The organism is Henriciella pelagia (assembly GCF_002088945.1).
In the GTDB taxonomy this organism is placed as follows: domain Bacteria; phylum Pseudomonadota; class Alphaproteobacteria; order Caulobacterales; family Hyphomonadaceae; genus Henriciella; species Henriciella pelagia.
The window spans coordinates 490,218-507,097 of the sequence record NZ_NCSU01000011.1; the positions used below are offsets into that span (position 1 = coordinate 490,218).

Below are 16,880 nucleotides of genomic sequence, written 5' to 3' on the forward strand. Positions count from 1 at the left end.
TTAGCCCGCAAACCGGCCCGACTTCGGAAACCCTTTTGGCGCAACCTTGCCAGCTTGTGCCCGTTTGCCGAGCCACTCTTCCCATTCCGGGAAGCCACGGGACCGTCCGGCTGCATCCTTCACGAAGAGACCGTCTTCGCGGAAGAAAGTCATCGCATCGGCAAGTGTCTCCTTGCCACGGTAATTCTGCAGCTTCACGCCCTTGCCGCGCGGCATTTCAGGCAACTCATCCAGCGGGAAGACCAGGAGCTTCTTGTTCGTACCGATAACGGCAATCCGGTCACCTTCGATCGGTTCGCACAGCACCAGCCTGCCGCCACCCGTATTCACCGATGACTTGCCCGCTTTACGGTTCGACTCCAGCTCATTCTCGGGCACGATGAAACCGTACCCGATGTCGGACGCGACGAGTCGCTTGCGAGCCGGCTCCAGCTTGAACATGGAAACGATGTCGACATTGTCTTCAAGGTCGATGGACAGTCGGATTGGCTCACCATGTCCTCGCCCGCCAGGAAGCTTGTCACAGGGTAGTGTGAAGGCACGACCATCGCTTGCCATCAGGATGATCTTGTCTGTCGTGTAGACTTCCTCGCTGAGGTACAGCGAGTCGCCATCCTTGAACTTGGTCGTTTCCAAATCGACACCATGGCCTTTCAAGCCACGTATCCAGCCCATGGACGACAGGACAACAGTCAGCGGCTCTTTCGGCGTCGACGCCTCGAGCGCAGCGGTCAGATCAATCTCCGGCGCGTCCTCAAAAGCAGCCCGGCGGCGGCCAAGTTCGCTTTCCGGATCAAAGGACTTGCGCGCTTCCTTGAGCTCCTTGCCGACCTTCGTCCATTGGCGGCGGGTCGACCCAAGCAGTGCTTCGATTTCAGCGCGCTCCTCCATGAGCGATTCATGCTCGCGCTTGATTTCCATTTCTTCCAGCTTGCGCAAGGCGCGCAGGCGGAGATTGAGAATCGCTTCGGCCTGGACGTCGGTAATTCCGAAGCGGTCCATCATGACCTGTTTCGGCTCATCCTCCTCACGAATGATGCGGATGACCTCATCAATATTGAGATAGGCGATCAGATAGCCATCGAGCAGGTGCAGACGTTTCTCGATCTTGTCCAGACGGAACGCAGCCCGGCGCACCACCACTTCACGGCGGTGGTCGAGATAGGCCTGAAGCACTTCGCGCAGACCCATGACGCGCGGCGCGTCCTTGTGCAGCACGTTCATGTTCATCGAGAAGCGCGATTCGAAATCACAGAGCTTGAACAGACTCTCCATCAGGACGTCCGGCTCGACGGTCTTTGCACGGGGCTCGAGCACGATGCGGATGTCTTCTGCGCTCTCGTCCCGCACATCGCTCAGGAGTGGTGCCTTCTTGCTCTCGATGAGTTCGGCCAGTTTCTCGATCAGTCGGGATTTCTGAACCTGATAGGGAATCTCGGTGACAATGACCTGCCATGTCCCGCGTCCCAGGTCTTCGACGTGCCAGCGCGCTCGGATGCGGAAGCCGCCACGACCTGTTTCATAGGCTTCGCGAATGGCGCTGCGCGGTTCGACGATGACGCCGCCTGTCGGGAAATCCGGCCCAGGCATGACATTCATCAGCTCGGTTATGGACGTGTCCTTGTTGTCGATCAGCAGCAGCGCCGCATCGATCACCTCGGCCACATTATGTGGTGGGATCGAGGTCGCCATGCCGACCGCAATACCCGTCGCGCCGTTCGCAAGCAGGTTCGGGTATCCTGCCGGCAGGACGACAGGCTCTGTGTCTGTTTCGGAATAATTGTCCTTGAAGTCTACCGCGTCCTCATTGAGGCCTTCAAGAAGCAGCTTGGCTGCTTCGGTCATTCGCGCTTCGGTATAACGATAGGCGGCCGCATTATCACCATCGATGTTGCCGAAATTGCCCTGACCATCGACGAGTGGATAGCGAACCGAAAAGTCCTGCGCCAGACGCACCAGGGTGTCATAAATTGCGCTGTCGCCGTGCGGGTGGAAATTACCCATCACGTCACCGACAATCTTGGCGCACTTGCGGAACCCTGCATCGGGATCAAGCTTTAGTTCTCGCATGCCGTACAGGATGCGGCGCTGGACAGGTTTCAGGCCGTCCCGGACATCTGGCAGCGCCCGCGACGTAATCGTCGACAGCGCATATGCGAGATAGCGCTTCGTCAGTGCCTCACTGAGCGGCTCGTTGATAATCTTGCCATCTTCATGGTCCAGAAGGTCGGACATGTCGGCTCCCTATTCTTGTTCCCTGTCGGGAATCAGCCAGCAGACGTAACGTTAACAGATTGCCGCGATTGGTTAAGGAATGAACAACACGCTCCAACGAACCATAAAACAGGTCGGCATCATCGCCATTGTTGTGTTCACGATCTTCATTGCCAATCGCTACCTGCCAGCCCAGCATAATCCGCTTCGACCCATAAGCCTGAATGACCCGATTGGTGTGGCGACCCATTTCAAGCTGCAACGCATCAAGGCCGATACTGACCTCTGCTATGATTTACTACTCAAGGCCGGCGTGGAATACACGCTGCTCTCCAATGAAGATGCAAGCACAGAGCGATGCCCGCTCTCGCGAACAGCCGTTCTGAACAACTCAACTCTGCCCTATTCCGTCGCGCCGCTAAAGATGACCTGCCACCAGATGGCCTCGCTTTACGTCTGGGAACGGGAAATCGTCGGACCGGCAGCGGAAGATATCCTGGGCTCGCCGGTGGAGGAAGTGCTGACCTATGGCAGCTTCTCCTGCCGCACCATAGCAGGCTCAAATCGCCTCAGCGAACATGGACGCGCAAATGCGATCGATATTCGTGGTTTCAGACTTGCCGATGGTCGGACCGTTAATGTGCGGCGGCACTGGCGCGAAGACAGCGATCTCGGCGCGTTTCTGGACGCAGTCCATGATGGCGGGTGCCGCTTGTTCTCTGTCGTACTGGGCCCGGACTATAATGCAGCGCATGCAGACCATTTCCACTTCGACATGGGCAACGCCAGCATCTGCCGCTAAGTACGCTTTTGCAGCCTCGCATAAAGCCGCCGTCGTGGCTCAGGCATGTCCCTGTTGTTTGTGTGAAAAAGACGGCGTTCGATGAACACGCCCGTCAATTCGAGACCGGCCGCGACATCTGCGGCGCTAGCCGGCTGTTTTGGATCGATCAGGAATGCAGGCAGAGCTAGCAGCCGATCAACATACTCTTCCGCCTCAGACCCCCGTACAGCTCGGCCCGTTTTCGGAGAGACATGGGTCAGGCCATCATTCTCACCGCTGATTGCGCACGCATCGAGGTCCAGCCCGAAGCCGAGCGCTGAAAGCAATCCTAGCTCCCAGCGAACATAGAGCGCGGGCCAGACTTCGCCATCTTCAAGGCTGTCGAGCAGCATCTCGGTCGCTTCAAAAAGATAGGAGCCCGCCTGATCGCCCTCATTCAAGGTGCCACGGAGCAAGGCTGCAATGGATGCTACGGCCAGCAAGGCTTCGGGTAAGTCAATCAGGCGGGCTGTTCGTGAACGCGTGGCTTCGGCCACATCAAATCGACCGAGCTGCTCCTCCAGCCGTCCCGACCAGGACAGGTCGACTGAGTTTCCAGGTTCAAACTGGGGCCGCTTCTTTCGCGATGCCCCACCGTAGACAAGCCCCGAACGACGCCCGCGTGTCCGAGTGAGCACGTCGAGGATCAGGCCGCTTTCACCAAATTTGCGACCGCCGAGGATCAGACCCTCATCGCGCCACTGCATCAGAGATCAAAGTCCAGCCCGACGCTGGAATAGGACTCACGACGCTCCTGCCACTTCTCATCGACCTTGACGAAAAGAAACAGATGAACCTTTCGTTCAAGCAGGTCGCTAAGCTCCTGGCGCGCCGCGCGGCTGACAGCCTTGATCGTCTGGCCGCTCTTTCCCAGTACGATGGATTTGTGTGTGTCACGGCCGACGATAACGGCTTGCTGGATCTTCACATCGCCATTGCGGAAATCTTCCCATGACTCGGTTTCGACCATGAGCTGGTATGGAAGCTCTTCGTGCAGGCGAAGCATCAACTTCTCACGCGTGATCTCAGCTGCCAGGAGCCGCATTGGGATGTCGGCAGACTGGTCTGGCGGGAACATCGCGCTGCCCTCAGGCATGCGGTTCGCGAGTTCCGCCATCAGAGCGTCAACACCGTCACCGTTCTCCGCAGAAATCATGAAGATGTCGCTATAAACACCAGCTTCGTTGAATTTCTGCATGAAGGGCAGGATCTCGTCATGTGGGAAGAGATCAATCTTGTTGAGGGCCAGGATGACTTTCTTGCCGGTCTTGCGCAGCGTTTCGATCACCCGCTCATCATCTTCAACCGAGCGCTTCTGGGCGGGCGCAGCCTTGCCTTTGCTGTCGGCAATCCATGAGGCCGCATCGATCAGGTGTACCACTGCGTCTGCATCATCTGCGCCAGCCCAGGCGGCCTTGACCATGGCCCGGTCGAGACGCCGCTTTGCAGAAAAGATGCCGGGCGTATCAACAATCACAATTTGAGCGTCGCCATGATGCGCCACCCCGCGGACGGGAAAGCGGGTCGTCTGGACCTTGTGGGTCACAATCGCCACTTTGGCACCGACCATGGCATTGGTCAGCGTGGACTTGCCAGCATTCGGTGCGCCGATCACGGCCACAAAACCCGCTTTCCTGATGTCGCTTTCTTCAACCACGTAACAAATCCCTCAAAAGCCGGTCTGCGGCTGCCATTTCGGCTTCCTGACGCGATCGACCAGTTTCCGTTGCAGCCCCTTTGCCCTCCACGCTTGCCTGGACGGTGAAGACAGGTTCGTGATCGGGACCGGACTGTTCGATGATCTTGTACACCGCATATGGCGCGCGATTGGCACCGCACCAGTCACTCAGCCTGGTTTTTGGATTTTGCTGTGACACCTCGCGCTCGACGATTTCCATCACCCAGTGGCGTTTGATGAAATCCCGGGCCGCATCCATCCCACTATCACGGTAGATACCCGCAATGATCGCTTCTACAGCGTCCGCGACGCTCTTGTCGTAGCTGCCCTTCTTGTTCTTGAGCATGGACGCATCAACGAACATGTAGTCTCCCAGCCCCATGGCCTCGCCGACTTCGGCGCAGGTTTCACCACTTACAAGCTGATGGAAGATCTTGGTAAGATAGCCTTCGCGCTCTGCAGGAAACTTGGCAATCAACAGTTCCGCCATGACGAGACCCAGAACCCGGTCCCCCAGGAATTCCAGTCGCTGATTGGAGAACTGGGCGTCGCCATCATAATTGTCGATCAGGCTTGGGTGTGTCAGTGCGCGGTGCAGCCATTCCACATTCTTGAAGGTGTACCCCAGTCGCTTCTCCAGCGCCTCGCGTCTTTCTGCCTCAAGCTCAGGGCGTTTACGCGGCAGGGATCGCCCTGCGGCGCGGAGGCGTTTTCGTTTTGGGCGCGGTTTGCTCATGACGAGGCTATTTGCGGCACAGCTTCTATGATGACAACCGCTGAGGCCCATGGGTGATCATCCGTGATGGTCAGGTGAATCAGCGCTTCGTGCCCGGGCGGCATAATCTCTGCCAGCCGCTTTTCAGCACCGCCGATCAGCTTCATGGTCGGCTTGCCGGTTGGCAAATTGACAACGCCCATATGCTTCCAGTGCACCCCACGACGCGGAACACCTGTCCCAAGCGCCTTGGCGCAAGCTTCCTTGGCCGCGAACCGCTTGGCGTAGGTTTCGGCCGACCGCCTGCGTCGTTCAGCAAGCGCAATTTCTGTTTCGGTGAAGCAGCGTTGTTTGAAACGGTCCCCGAAACGCGCAATTGACCGCTCGATCCGCTCGATGTTGCAGAGGTCGTTTCCCATACCGATGATCATGGCGCACACTAACCCGCTCAGGCGAGCCCCCGGCTCCCTGGCTTGATGGCAGGGAGCTTTTCTAGCTCTGGAGGCAGTTCATCGGCGGCGTAATCAGGAAAGTCGACACTGGCGAGCGCCACAAGTTCGCATCCGACATCAGCCTTTCCATTGGATCTGTCGATGATGCAGGATCCGCCAACCAGCTCACCGGGCAGCCTGTCGAGCGCGATGACGGTCTCGCGAAATGAAAGTCCCGTGGTGACAATGTCTTCTGCAATCAGGATGCGCTCACCCTCTGCGATGGAAAAGCCACGGCGAAACTGCAGCTGGCCGTCAACGCGCTCGGCGAAAATCGAACGGCAGCCGAGTTGACGCGCAAGCTCATATCCAGGCACGATCCCGCCGACAGCCGGGCCGGCGACAACATCAATCCGGCCAAATTTCTCGGTAATCAGATCGGCGAGTGCACTGCACAGCCTGGCGGCGAGTTCTGGCTGCGAAAATACCAGCGCTTTTTGAAGGAAGACAGGGCTCCGTCGGCCCGAGGAAAGTATGAAATGACCTTCGAGAAGAGCGCCTGCCTCACGAAACACATTCAGCACATCTTCATTGGTCAAGTCTGAACCTCCTCCAGCCGTTCCACGCTCTCGACAACCGCAAGCGCCCGCAATGCGGCTTTTATCTGCTCCAGATGGCGCAGGTCCTCAACCTCAATGTCGAAGATCAGCTGAAGAAAGTCCGACGTGCGTTCGCCTGTCTCGACGCGCGTGATGTTTCCGCCCGCCTGCGCAACCGCTGAACATTGGCTTGCCATCACACCGCGCTTGTTCACCGCGCGGACGCTGATACGACCGATTGCGACCACGCCCTGTTTCGACAGCTCGTTCCAGCGTAGATCGACCCAGAGGTCCGGGCGGTCCTCAAAATCCGCCACACGGTTACAGAAGATCGTATGAATGACGAGCCCCTTTTCCGGCTCGCGCAGCCCAATGATGCGATCCCCCGGAATTGGGTGGCAGCATTCGCCGAGATGAAGCGTAATGCCAGGAGTCAGATCCTCACCAGCGACAATCTGGCTTGCATACTCATCATCCAGAACAGTCCGGTCTTTCGCCCCGGCAGCCGGCGGCTCATGGCCTGGAAACGCCGTGCGGATGAAATCGCTCGTATCGTAACGGCCCCTGCCTATCGCTTCGGCAAGCGCTTCTGCGCTGTCAAAGTCCGCGCGCGTGGCTATGCGCGGAAGATCGATTTCAAATGGGTCGAGCCCAGCCCGGCGAAGATCCCTGTCCATCAACGTCCGACCGAGCCGGATGAATTCGGCCTGTTCCCGGCCCCGGATCAGCCTCCGGATGGCCGATCTCGCACGCCCGGTGACAGTCAGGGCTTCCCAGCCTATGACCGGCCGGGACTCGTCGCGGCGCAGGATTTCCACAACGTCACCATTATTGAGCGGCGTCCGCAGTGTTCGCACCACTCCATTAATCTTGACCCCATCACACGTATCGCCAACCGCCGTGTGAACCGCATAGGCAAAATCAAGCGGCATCGCGCCGCCTGGCAGGATGATCAGTCGCCCCTTCGGCGTGAAAACAAAGACGTGCTCGCGGAACATTTCGAGCTTGGCATGCTCCAGGAATTCATCTGGCTCCGCACCGTCTGCCAGCAGTTCGCCGAACGCCCTGAGGTTGGCGCCAGGGTCGAGACCGGCAGCTTTCGACGACTCAAGGTCGAATCCATACTCGCTATTCTTGTAGGTCCAGTGCGCCGCAACGCCGTGCTCCGCCGTATCATCCATTGCTTCGGTACGGATCTGAAGCTCAACCAGACGATTTCCGGAGGCGCGAACAGTCGTGTGCAGTGAGGCGTATCCGTTTGGCTTTGGCACGGAAATGAAGTCGCGGAACCGGTCTGGCAGACATGCCCATACGGTGTGGAAAGCGCCGAGCAGCTGGTAGCACTCGTCGACCCGCTCAACGATGATGCGGAAGGCAAAGATGTCAGCAACGTCGCGGAAGGAGATCGACTTCTTCTCGAGCTTGCGCCAGATCGAATATGGCTGTTTTCGACGCCCCTTGATTCGGGCCTCAATCCCCTGCTCCGCCACAACCTGCTTGATGGCAAAGCGTATCCGTTCGAGATCGTCGGCATTCTCCGATGTCAGCTCTTCCAGCTTCTGGATGATGCTGTCGCGTGCGGGAGCATTCACATGAAAGAAGGCAAGGTCTTCGAGCTCTGATGCGACCTGGTAAAGACCAACCCGGCGCGCTAGCGGCGCATAGATTTCCATCGTCTCACGGGCGATGCGCAGCCGGCTTTCTTCCTTCGGGATGAAATGAAGCGTGCGCATGTTGTGTAGCCGGTCCGCGAGCTTCACAAGCAGCACGCGAATGTCGTGAACCGTGGCCAGAATGAATTTCTGGAAGTTTTCGGCCTGCTTCGATTTTTCGGATTTGTAGTCAAGCTTTCCCAGCTTTGTTACGCCGTCAACCAGTTCAGCAACATCGTTGCCGAACAGAGATTCGATTTCATCCAGCGAAACATCGCAATCCTCGACCGTGTCGTGGAGGAGTCCAGCCATGATCGTGCACTCATCGAGCTTGATGTGTGCAAGCAGCATCGCGACTTTTACAGGATGGGAGTAATAAGGATCACCCGATTTACGCAACTGTTCGCCATGGTGCTTCTTGGCAAAGTCATAGGCGATGCCAAGGCGCTTGGCGTCTGCGTTCGGGTGATATGACCTGACCGCTTCGATCAGGTCTTCCCTGGATGGAATTACGGCGCGTACTCCTTCGACGCGCCGCTCCATATTGGGGGGCGACCGATCAGGGATCGTTACGGTCGCACTGGTCATGCTGGTCTAGAACCTATCGTCGCGTCCTGATTCGAGCTCAGCCTGATATGCGCGCATCACGTCTTCCTCGCTGGCAGCCGGTGCCGCCTCGAGTGCAACGCGGTCAGCCTCACGCTCTTCTTCTTCACCCGGACGTACTTCCTGAAGGTTTGCGATGAGGCCTTCCTTGACGACGTCGAGGCTCACAGAGCGCTCAGCGATCTCGCGAAGGGCAACAACTGGATCCTTGTCATTGTCGCGGTCAACCGTAAGCGGCGAGCCTTCGCGGATCATGCGAGCGCGCTGTGCGGCCACCAGAATCAGGTCGAAACGATTTGGAATCTGCTCAATGCAGTCTTCAACAGTTACGCGTGCCATGGGAAATCTCCTGTAGCCGCACTTTATATGCGCCGCAGCACGCCAGCACAACCCACGACTTGCGTTGAATGCAGTGCGCCGGTAGCCTCCGGCCAGCATTGCACATTCAATAAAAATGGCGGGCATCTCGGGCTGGCTGTAGCAAGCCCGATCAACCTCCCCCCATCATAATTCGTGTGTATCGCTTGATCCGGCCGGCAATACGCCGATGCCTCGCGATACAGGCCGCGAACTGGAGAACCGTATGACAAAAAACATGAACTTGCCGGCTGAGGCTCCGGCAGACTGCGACTTGTGTCCCAGGCTGGTCGCATACCGCTCGAAGAACCGCCTCGAACATCCCGGCTGGTTCAATGGCGCTGTGCCTTCATTTGGTGACGAGAAAGCGAGGCTGCTGATCGTCGGCCTCGCACCGGGCGTTTCGGGGGCCAACAAGACGGGGCGCCCGTTTACTGGCGACTGGGCTGGTGATCTCCTTTACGACACCATTGGAAAGCTCGGCTTTTCAAATGACCAATACGGTGCGCACCCGAATGACGGGCTGGAGCTGAAGGATGCCATGATCACCAATGCCGTGAGGTGCGTTCCGCCAGCGAACAAGCCGGTTGGCGCAGAAGTGAACAATTGCCGCGACTATCTGGCCGCCCGGATTGCGGCACTTCCAAATCTGCGGATCATCCTGTGTCTGGGCAAGATCTCTCACGACTCCACGTGTCGGGCGCTTGGCATGAAGGTGAAAGACCATCCCTTCGGACATGGATCAGAATACAACGCGCCGAACGGTCTTATCGTTGTTTCCAGCTATCACTGCTCGCGGTACAACACGAACACTGGACGCCTGACCACCGAAATGTTCGAAAATGTGTTCAGCCGCGCCAAGGAACTGATGGAAGCGGTTTCCGCATGATCCACAGACTTTGCCCACAACAGAACGAAGGTTAACGCGGCATTAACACTGTCCTCCTGACATTAGGCCTCGTATCGTTCCGATGAGTCGGTTTAGACGGGGATTCCCAATGGCAGCTTCCAACCAGGCGCAGCTTTTCGACAGTATGACTCCAGATGAATCCGGATACTCCGCCAAGGACATCGAAGTCCTTGAAGGCCTCGAACCCGTTCGCAAACGCCCCGGCATGTATATCGGCGGGACCGACGAGCGAGCCTACCATCACCTTTTTGCTGAAATTCTCGACAATGCGATGGACGAAGCTGTCGCAGGCCATGCGAGCCGGATCGAAGTGCACCTCAACGCCGAAGGCTATTTGACAGTCGTTGACAATGGCCGCGGCATCCCGGTCGATCCGCATCCGAAGTTCCCGAACAAGTCTGCGCTGGAAGTGATCATGACGACGCTTCACTCCGGCGGAAAATTCTCCGACAAGGCCTACGCGACCGCAGGCGGCCTTCACGGGGTCGGAATATCCGTCGTGAATGCCCTTTCCGAACGCGTCGATGTCGAAGTGGCGCGCGACAAGAAACTCTATGTGCAATCCTTTGAGCGCGGCCATGTACTCGGCCCGGTGGAACTTAAAGGCGCAGCACCGAACCGGCGCGGCACCACTGTCCGTTTCAAACCAGACCATGAAATCTTCGGAGAGAAGCTTCGCTTCAAGCCACCCCGTCTGTTCCAGATGGCTCGGTCGAAAGCATATCTCTATCGCGGTGTTGAAGTGCGCTGGTCGTGTGACCCGTCCTTGCTGCCGGAAGACTCCAAGATCCCGAGCGAAGCCATCCTGACCTATCCGAACGGTCTGGCCGACCAACTGGGCGAGGTCTTCAAGGGCAAGGAAACGATCACATCTGAAGCGTTCTCAGGCCTGGTTGAAACAGAAGAAGGCAAGGTCGAATGGGCGATCGCGTGGACTGCCGCTGGCTTTGGCGAGGCGGACGGTTTTTCGCGCTCTTATTGCAACACCATTCCCACGCCGGATGGAGGCACGCATGAGGCGGGCCTGCGCTCAGCCATCACAAAAGGCCTTCGCAATTACGGCGAGCTGACCGGCCAGAAAAAAGCCTCTACGATAACTGCCGACGACATCATGTCTTATGCTGGCATCCTGCTGTCGGTCTTTATTCGCGGGCCGGAATTCGTTGGCCAGACCAAGGACAAACTTTCGACCACAGCGGCGTTCCGCCTCGTCGAGAATGCTGTGCGTGACCGCTTCGACCACTGGCTGGCCGGTAGTCCGAAAGAATCAGACAAACTTCTCAACTGGGCAATGGAGCGCGCCGACGAACGCGCCAAGCGCCGCAAAGCCAAGGATGTCGCGCGCAAGTCGGCAACCAAGCGTCTGCGCCTGCCTGGCAAGCTCGCCGATTGCTCGGCGAGCGGCGGAGAAAACACTGAGCTCTTCATCGTGGAGGGTGACTCGGCTGGCGGCTCTGCCAAGCAGGCGCGCGATCGAAAGACCCAGGCGATCCTTCCATTGCGCGGCAAGATCCTGAACGTCGCATCGGCATCTGACGACAAGCTGGAAAAGAACCAGGAACTGTCCGATCTGATGCTGGCGCTCGGCACAGGCCTGAAGACGCGCTTCAATATCGATGATCTTCGCTATGAGCGTGTCATCATCATGACCGATGCCGATGTTGACGGCGCACACATCGCGTCACTGCTCATCACATTCTTCTATCAGATGACACCCGGCCTCATCGAGAGTGGCCGCCTCTACATGGCCATGCCGCCGCTCTATCGCCTGAGCTACAAGGGCAAGTCTGTTTATGCCATGGATGACGAACAGAAAGCCGACCTCCTGGAAGCTGAGTTCAAGCCCAATCAGAAGGTCGAAGTCGGACGCTTCAAGGGTCTCGGTGAGATGAACCCGGCTCAGTTGAAGGAAACAACCATGGATCCTTCCACCCGCACCCTTGCGCGCATCACATTGCCCGACTCGCTCGACGAGTTGACGGAGATGAAACCGGCAGAACTCATCGATACGCTCATGGGCAAGAAAGCAGAGCATCGCTTCCGCTTCATTCAGGAAAATGCGCAGTTCGCGGATGAGCTCGACGTCTGATCTGGCTGCCGCCTGAAGACCCACATTCAAACATCGGCCCGCATCTTGCTCTCCTGACAGGCGAGTAGGGCTAAAGCGATGTTTTCTAATGCGCGAATGCCCGTTATGTATCAGGACGGGACGAGACCCATGGTAGACTGGCCACAGGCAGCGCGCGCAGAATTCGGCAAATCCATCATCGAAGCGCGCCACTCAATTCACAATTCACCGCTTTTCTGTGACGGATCGCTGGCCGCCCTGCTCGATCTCTACCCCCGCGATCAGCTGGGCATCTGGACATTCGCGGACCATGGCGAGGGCGAAGAAGCACCTGTGAAGGGCGAAGCGCCAGACATGTCGGGCGAGGAGTTGCTCGAAGCAGTCAAGAACGGGCGCATCTGGCTGAACCTTCGGGCAACCAACAGCCATGTCGCAGACTATGCCCCAATCGCCGACCAGGTCTTCAATAGTATCCAACATATGAGCGGCCAACGCGTCTTGAAGCGCGATATGGGCGTGCTGATCTCGTCACCCAACGTACACGTCCACTACCATCTGGACATCCCGATGGTCGCATTGTTCCAGGTGCGCGGGGAAAAAACGGTCTGGTTCTATCCACCGACTGAACGCTTCGCGCCTGCTGCCCATGTCGAAGCCATTGCGCTGCGAGAGAAGGAAGAAGGCTTGCCCTACAGCGCGTCTTTCGACCTGATGGCGCAGGAGTTTCCGCTTCGGCCAGGCATGGGTGTTACCTGGCCCCAGACGGCGCCGCACCGCGTGCAGAATGGGAACATGCTGAACGTTTCTTTGTCCTGCGAATTCATGACGCTGCCGGCACTCATCAAGGCAAACGCAACTTACGCCAATGGGCGGCTGCGGCGCGACTTTGGCGCAAGGCCGTCGCGGGCTCATTCTGTCTCTGCAGGCACGGTGTCCAAGGCGCTGCTCGCACGAGCCTTCAAACGCGTCGGCAAGCCGCAAAATTCCGCTGCAGTCACACCCGCGACATTTGCTGTTGACCTGGCCGCTCCAAATTGCACCCGAGCACTGATCTAGCCTTCCGCGCCGTTTATGCATTTTTGATTCTGACACCTGGCGCTGATCTGAATTCAGTCGCGCCGCCAATCTTGCTGACTGCTGCCGTCTGATGAGGGGGCATAGGCATGTAATCGCTTGAGCAACCCCACAAAACTGACTGAAAGGCATTGAAACTCGATACCAGAGTCTCACTATGGCAACCTGGAAGTGGTTGTAGGGGTGATCATGAAAAGAACTATCGGATTTGCGACAGCCTTGTTACTCGCAGCCGGGCTTGCCGCCTGCGGCGACAATGATCGATCTAGCGACAAAAAGGGGAGCCCGGCAAATGCCGACGCAGGCGAGATCAACAAGAATCCTTACCCCTCTACCTACACACCCTATCCTTCATCACCTGTCCTGCTGAAGGATGCCACTGTCTATGATGGAATAGGCGGCGCATTTGACGGCTATGACGTTCTCCTATCCGGCGGTAACATTGCAGAAATCGCCGAAACGATCGAGGCTACCGACGATGTGGAGGTCATTGATGCAACCGGCAAGTTCGTCACCCCGGGCATCATCGACAATCACTCCCATCTCGGCGTCTACCCTTCCCCAGGCGTCAGCGCGCATGGCGATGGCAATGAAGTGTCAGGACCGGTTACTGCGGAAGTCTGGGCCGAGCACAGCATCTGGCCACAGGACCCGGGCTTCACCCGCTCCCTCGCTGGCGGTGTCACTTCCATGCAGATCCTTCCTGGCTCCGCCAACCTGTTCGGCGGCCGGGGCGTGATTGTGAAGAATGTCCTCTCCCGGACAGCGCAGGGCATGAAGTTTCCTGATGCGCCCTACACGCTGAAGATGGCCTGCGGCGAGAACCCGAAACGCGTCTATGGATACGGTGGCGGCGGCTTCCCCGGCGGCGCACCATTCTCTCGCATGGGCAATCTGGCGGGCTATCGCACCTCCTGGATCAAGGCGGCGGAATACAAGGAAAAGTGGGACAAGTGGGAAGAAGAAGGCGGCGACATGCCTGCAAGGGATCTCGAACTTGATACGCTGAAGGGCGTTCTAGATGGAGAAATCCTCGTCCACATGCACTGCTATCGCGCCGACGAAATGGCGCAGATCATCGATATGTCGAAGGAGTTCGGCTACAAGGTCACCGCCTTCCACCATGCTGTCGAAAGTTACAAGATCGCAGACAAGCTTGCAGAGGAAGGCATCTGTTCGTCGATGTGGGCAGACTGGTGGGGCTTCAAGATGGAAGCGTATGACGGCATCCCGGAAAACATTCCGATGGTGCACAATGCCGGTGCCTGCGCGGTTGTCCACTCTGACAGCGATATTGGTATTCAACGACTGAATCAGGAAGCAGCGAAAGCGCTCTCTGACGGGCGCCGCGCGGGTATCGAGATATCCGACGCCGAAGCCTGGGCATGGTTGAGTGCGAACCCGGCCAAATCCCTTGGCATTTTTGATCAGACTGGTTCGCTGGAATCTGGAAAGGATGCCGATGTGGTGCTGTGGACTGCAGACCCGTTCAGCGTCTACGCGAAAGCCGAGAAAGTCTTCATCGACGGCGCGCTGATGTACGACCTCAACGATCCGGACGGCAACCCTGTTACAGATTTCGAACTTGGCCAGCCTGGCGAAGGAGACACCAAATGATCCGCACTACTCTCGCCTTGCTGGCAGCCTCTTCCATTGGTGCGCTCGGCACGAGCGCTCAGGACATTGCGGTTCAGAATGCGAAGCTCTGGACAGGCGATCGCATGATAGAGAACGCCACCGTTGTCATAGAAGATGGCGAAGTCACCGCCGTGGGCACCGGCGCAGCAATTCCTGTCGGCATGGAGACCATTGATGTCGAAGGTGCCTGGGTGACGCCGGGTATCTTTGCGCCCTATTCACGCGCCGGAATCGTTGAAGTCGGTTCTGAGGTCTCGACGAATGATACGGCTGCAGGCGCTTCGGTGTACACCGCAGCCCTCGACATGAGCGATGGCTTCAATCCGCTGGAGACGAACGTCGCGGTCACGCGTATTCAGGGCGTCACGCGGATTGCAGTGGCCCCGGGATTTGGAGCTTCACTCTTCGGCGGACAGGGCTTCATCGCCAATACGTCGGGAGCGGCGAACTCAGTCGACAAGCAAAAGGCTTTCATGTTCATCAATCTCGGTGAAGCAGGCTCTGGCCTTTCCGGCGGATCGCGGCCAGCTGCCTGGGCTAAGCTTCGCGCAGCTCTGGTCGACGCGCGTACCTATCCAGCGAGATACTTCGCGCACAATGAAGGTGATGCGCTCAGCCGTGTTGATGCCCTCGCATTCGGCCCGGCGAGCCGCGGATCCCAGCTGATCCTTATTCGCGTGAGCCGCGCCAGCGATATCCGTAAGGTGATCGAGCTGAAGGCCGAGAGCAGCAGTCTGAACATCGCGCTGGTCGGCGCCGAGGAAGGCTGGATGGTCGCTGATGAGCTCGCTAAGGCAGGCATTCCGGTCATTATTGACCCGTTTGCGAACCTTCCCAGCCGTTTTGAGTCGCTCGGCGCCACCCAATACAATGCTGCGCGTCTGATCGATGCCGGCGTGCCTACCGCCTTCTCCTATTTCACCGATGACAGCCACCAGACGCGCCTGATCCTGCAGGTCGCCGGCAACGCCGTCGCAAATGGCGTTGATCACGAAGATGCCCTGCGGGCAATTACCACCGTTCCCGCACAAATCTACGGAATGGCTGGCTATGGCAGCCTCCAGAGTGGCAGCGTCGGGGATGTCGTCATCTGGGACGGCGACCCACTGGAAGTCACAAGCGCGCCGACAAAGATCTTCATTGACGGCGTGGAACAGAGCCTTGAGAGCCGTCAGACAAGGCTGCGCGACCGGTATCTCTCACTCGATGAGAGTGAGAAGCCACTCGCCTACAAGCACTAGCGCTTGGCGACATTCGCTATGTTTTCGAGCGGTTCGGTCGTCTGGATGTAGCCGGCCTCGGCTGGAATGTGCAGGCAGGGGTTTCCAAGCTCATCCTGACCGACCACTGGCAGGACGGTCACCACGGCTTCCTTGCCGAACCGTTCGATGGCTGATTGCACATTGGGCGTTTCTGCCAGCTTACCGAGGTTCATTCGTGTCGGAAAAATGATGGTGGCTTCGTTATTGTCTGCCATGCCAAGGGCGCGTGATGGTTCGAGCCACACCGAATCAGTTGTTTCCCGTCCGTCATGTCTTGCCAGTTGTTGCGGCGGTGTCGGGGCAAGATAGAAATGCGTGTCGAACCGCTTCGGCATCATTGTGGGCGTAATCCAGTGTCCGAAGTGAACCAGCGTATCGAGCGCGAGAACAATCTCATGCTCGCGCACCAGCTCAACGAAACTCCGCTCTCTGCGATCAACCGCACTCCTGAAAGGTTCCAGCGATTTTGCGATGTCAGCACCTACCAGGGCTTTACCGACCCCGCGCGAGCCTGCGTGCCTCGCCAGGATCAGCCCACTTTCCTCATAGGCTTCGCGAACCGCTGCAATACGGGCCACACGCTCGGCACCGGCATAGCCGCCATCGGTAAAGTCGCTCCAATCCTCTGACGCGTCCTCTTCATTGGCCTTGCCCCCTGGAAAGACGAGTGCGCCCGCCGCAAAGTCGATCTGGTAATGGCGCTTGACCATGAGGACCTGCAGGTCTGGCTCGTCGCGCAGCAGCAGGATCGTCGATGACAGGAGTGGATCCGGGGCAGTCTTGCTCAATTCTTCTTCCTCCGCATTTCCAGCAAATTTGAAAGAAATCAAATCACCGGTGTGCGCGTGATCTC

At 57.9% G+C, this 16,880-nt stretch carries 15 protein-coding genes; 6 read left to right on the forward strand and 9 right to left on the reverse strand.

What is annotated here, in order from left to right:
* Window positions 1–2,235 (reverse strand): DNA topoisomerase IV subunit A, encoded by a 2,235-nt coding sequence (parC, locus tag B8746_RS11860; protein ID WP_084393873.1) that lies wholly within the window; start codon window positions 2,233–2,235, stop codon window positions 1–3.
* Between the two features lie 79 nt (window positions 2,236–2,314).
* Between parC and B8746_RS11865 the strand changes: the two genes are divergently transcribed.
* Window positions 2,315–3,016 (forward strand): extensin-like domain-containing protein, encoded by a 702-nt coding sequence (locus B8746_RS11865; protein ID WP_084393874.1) that lies wholly within the window; start codon window positions 2,315–2,317, stop codon window positions 3,014–3,016.
* Here the strand turns inward: B8746_RS11865 and recO are convergent.
* Genes recO through rpoZ form a run of 7 tightly spaced genes read right to left on the reverse strand, consistent with a single transcriptional unit; the run spans window position 3,013 to window position 9,057 of the window.
* Window positions 3,013–3,744, reverse strand: a complete 732-nt coding sequence (gene recO, locus B8746_RS11870) for a DNA repair protein RecO (protein WP_084393875.1) — start codon at window positions 3,742–3,744, stop codon at window positions 3,013–3,015. The genes B8746_RS11865 and recO overlap by 4 nt on opposite strands.
* Window positions 3,744–4,694, reverse strand: coding sequence for a GTPase Era (gene era / locus B8746_RS11875; protein ID WP_084393876.1), 951 nt, complete (start codon window positions 4,692–4,694; stop codon window positions 3,744–3,746). Before era ends, recO begins: the two co-directional genes overlap by 1 nt.
* Window positions 4,687–5,451 (reverse strand): ribonuclease III, encoded by a 765-nt coding sequence (rnc, locus tag B8746_RS11880; RefSeq protein WP_158084618.1) that lies wholly within the window; start codon window positions 5,449–5,451, stop codon window positions 4,687–4,689. Before rnc ends, era begins: the two co-directional genes overlap by 8 nt.
* A complete protein-coding gene (gene acpS, locus B8746_RS11885; RefSeq protein WP_084393878.1) occupies window positions 5,448–5,861 on the reverse strand; it encodes a holo-ACP synthase in 414 nt (137 codons plus the stop codon). The genes rnc and acpS overlap by 4 nt, the downstream gene beginning before the upstream one ends.
* 17 nt (window positions 5,862–5,878) lie before the next feature.
* Window positions 5,879–6,460, reverse strand: a complete 582-nt coding sequence (pyrE, locus tag B8746_RS11890; RefSeq protein WP_084393879.1) for an orotate phosphoribosyltransferase — start codon at window positions 6,458–6,460, stop codon at window positions 5,879–5,881.
* The gene (locus B8746_RS11895) at window positions 6,457–8,700 is read right to left on the reverse strand and encodes a RelA/SpoT family protein (protein ID WP_233124221.1); all 2,244 of its coding nucleotides are present in this window, start codon (window positions 8,698–8,700) and stop codon (window positions 6,457–6,459) included. The genes pyrE and B8746_RS11895 overlap by 4 nt, the downstream gene beginning before the upstream one ends.
* 6 nt (window positions 8,701–8,706) lie before the next feature.
* Window positions 8,707–9,057: a DNA-directed RNA polymerase subunit omega gene (gene rpoZ, locus B8746_RS11900; RefSeq protein WP_084393881.1), complete on the reverse strand. Its 351-nt coding sequence runs from the start codon at window positions 9,055–9,057 to the stop codon at window positions 8,707–8,709.
* A gap of 244 nt (window positions 9,058–9,301) precedes the next feature.
* Here rpoZ and B8746_RS11905 point away from each other — a divergent pair, with 244 nt between their 5' ends.
* The 5 genes from B8746_RS11905 to B8746_RS11925 all read left to right on the forward strand — a co-directional run bounded on the left by B8746_RS11905 (window position 9,302) and on the right by B8746_RS11925 (window position 16,006).
* Window positions 9,302–9,964: a uracil-DNA glycosylase gene (locus B8746_RS11905; protein WP_084393882.1), complete on the forward strand. Its 663-nt coding sequence runs from the start codon at window positions 9,302–9,304 to the stop codon at window positions 9,962–9,964.
* 109 nt (window positions 9,965–10,073) lie between these two features.
* Window positions 10,074–12,074, forward strand: a complete 2,001-nt coding sequence (parE, locus tag B8746_RS11910) for a DNA topoisomerase IV subunit B (RefSeq protein ID WP_084393883.1) — start codon at window positions 10,074–10,076, stop codon at window positions 12,072–12,074.
* A 129-nt stretch (window positions 12,075–12,203) separates the two neighbouring features.
* Window positions 12,204–13,109: a hypothetical protein gene (locus tag B8746_RS11915; protein ID WP_084393884.1), complete on the forward strand. Its 906-nt coding sequence runs from the start codon at window positions 12,204–12,206 to the stop codon at window positions 13,107–13,109.
* A 207-nt stretch (window positions 13,110–13,316) separates the two neighbouring features.
* The gene (locus B8746_RS11920) at window positions 13,317–14,744 is read left to right on the forward strand and encodes an amidohydrolase (protein WP_084394232.1); all 1,428 of its coding nucleotides are present in this window, start codon (window positions 13,317–13,319) and stop codon (window positions 14,742–14,744) included.
* Window positions 14,741–16,006 carry an amidohydrolase family protein gene (locus B8746_RS11925; RefSeq protein WP_084393885.1) on the forward strand — a complete coding sequence of 422 codons (1,266 nt, stop codon included), beginning with the start codon at window positions 14,741–14,743 and terminating at the stop codon, window positions 16,004–16,006. Before B8746_RS11920 ends, B8746_RS11925 begins: the two co-directional genes overlap by 4 nt.
* Here the strand turns inward: B8746_RS11925 and B8746_RS11930 are convergent.
* Window positions 16,003–16,815, reverse strand: coding sequence for an NUDIX hydrolase (locus B8746_RS11930; RefSeq protein ID WP_084394233.1), 813 nt, complete (start codon window positions 16,813–16,815; stop codon window positions 16,003–16,005). The genes B8746_RS11925 and B8746_RS11930 overlap by 4 nt on opposite strands.
* Window positions 16,816–16,880 lie beyond the last annotated feature (65 nt).

What these genes read in the sequence shown, in the direction of transcription:
- parC (WP_084393873.1), bottom strand. Translation starts at nt 2,235, where the DNA reads ATGTCCGACCTTCTGGACCATGAAGATGGCAAGATTATCAACGAGCCG.
- B8746_RS11865 (WP_084393874.1), top strand. Translation starts at nt 2,315, where the DNA reads ATGAACAACACGCTCCAACGAACCATAAAACAGGTCGGCATCATCGCC.
- recO (WP_084393875.1), bottom strand. Translation starts at nt 3,744, where the DNA reads ATGCAGTGGCGCGATGAGGGTCTGATCCTCGGCGGTCGCAAATTTGGT.
- rnc (WP_158084618.1), bottom strand. Translation starts at nt 5,451, where the DNA reads ATGAGCAAACCGCGCCCAAAACGAAAACGCCTCCGCGCCGCAGGGCGA.
- acpS (WP_084393878.1), bottom strand. Translation starts at nt 5,861, where the DNA reads ATGATCATCGGTATGGGAAACGACCTCTGCAACATCGAGCGGATCGAG.
- B8746_RS11895 (WP_233124221.1), bottom strand. Translation starts at nt 8,700, where the DNA reads ATGACCAGTGCGACCGTAACGATCCCTGATCGGTCGCCCCCCAATATG.
- rpoZ (WP_084393881.1), bottom strand. Translation starts at nt 9,057, where the DNA reads ATGGCACGCGTAACTGTTGAAGACTGCATTGAGCAGATTCCAAATCGT.
- B8746_RS11905 (WP_084393882.1), top strand. Translation starts at nt 9,302, where the DNA reads ATGACAAAAAACATGAACTTGCCGGCTGAGGCTCCGGCAGACTGCGAC.
- parE (WP_084393883.1), top strand. Translation starts at nt 10,074, where the DNA reads ATGGCAGCTTCCAACCAGGCGCAGCTTTTCGACAGTATGACTCCAGAT.
- B8746_RS11915 (WP_084393884.1), top strand. Translation starts at nt 12,204, where the DNA reads ATGGTAGACTGGCCACAGGCAGCGCGCGCAGAATTCGGCAAATCCATC.
- B8746_RS11920 (WP_084394232.1), top strand. Translation starts at nt 13,317, where the DNA reads ATGAAAAGAACTATCGGATTTGCGACAGCCTTGTTACTCGCAGCCGGG.
- B8746_RS11925 (WP_084393885.1), top strand. Translation starts at nt 14,741, where the DNA reads ATGATCCGCACTACTCTCGCCTTGCTGGCAGCCTCTTCCATTGGTGCG.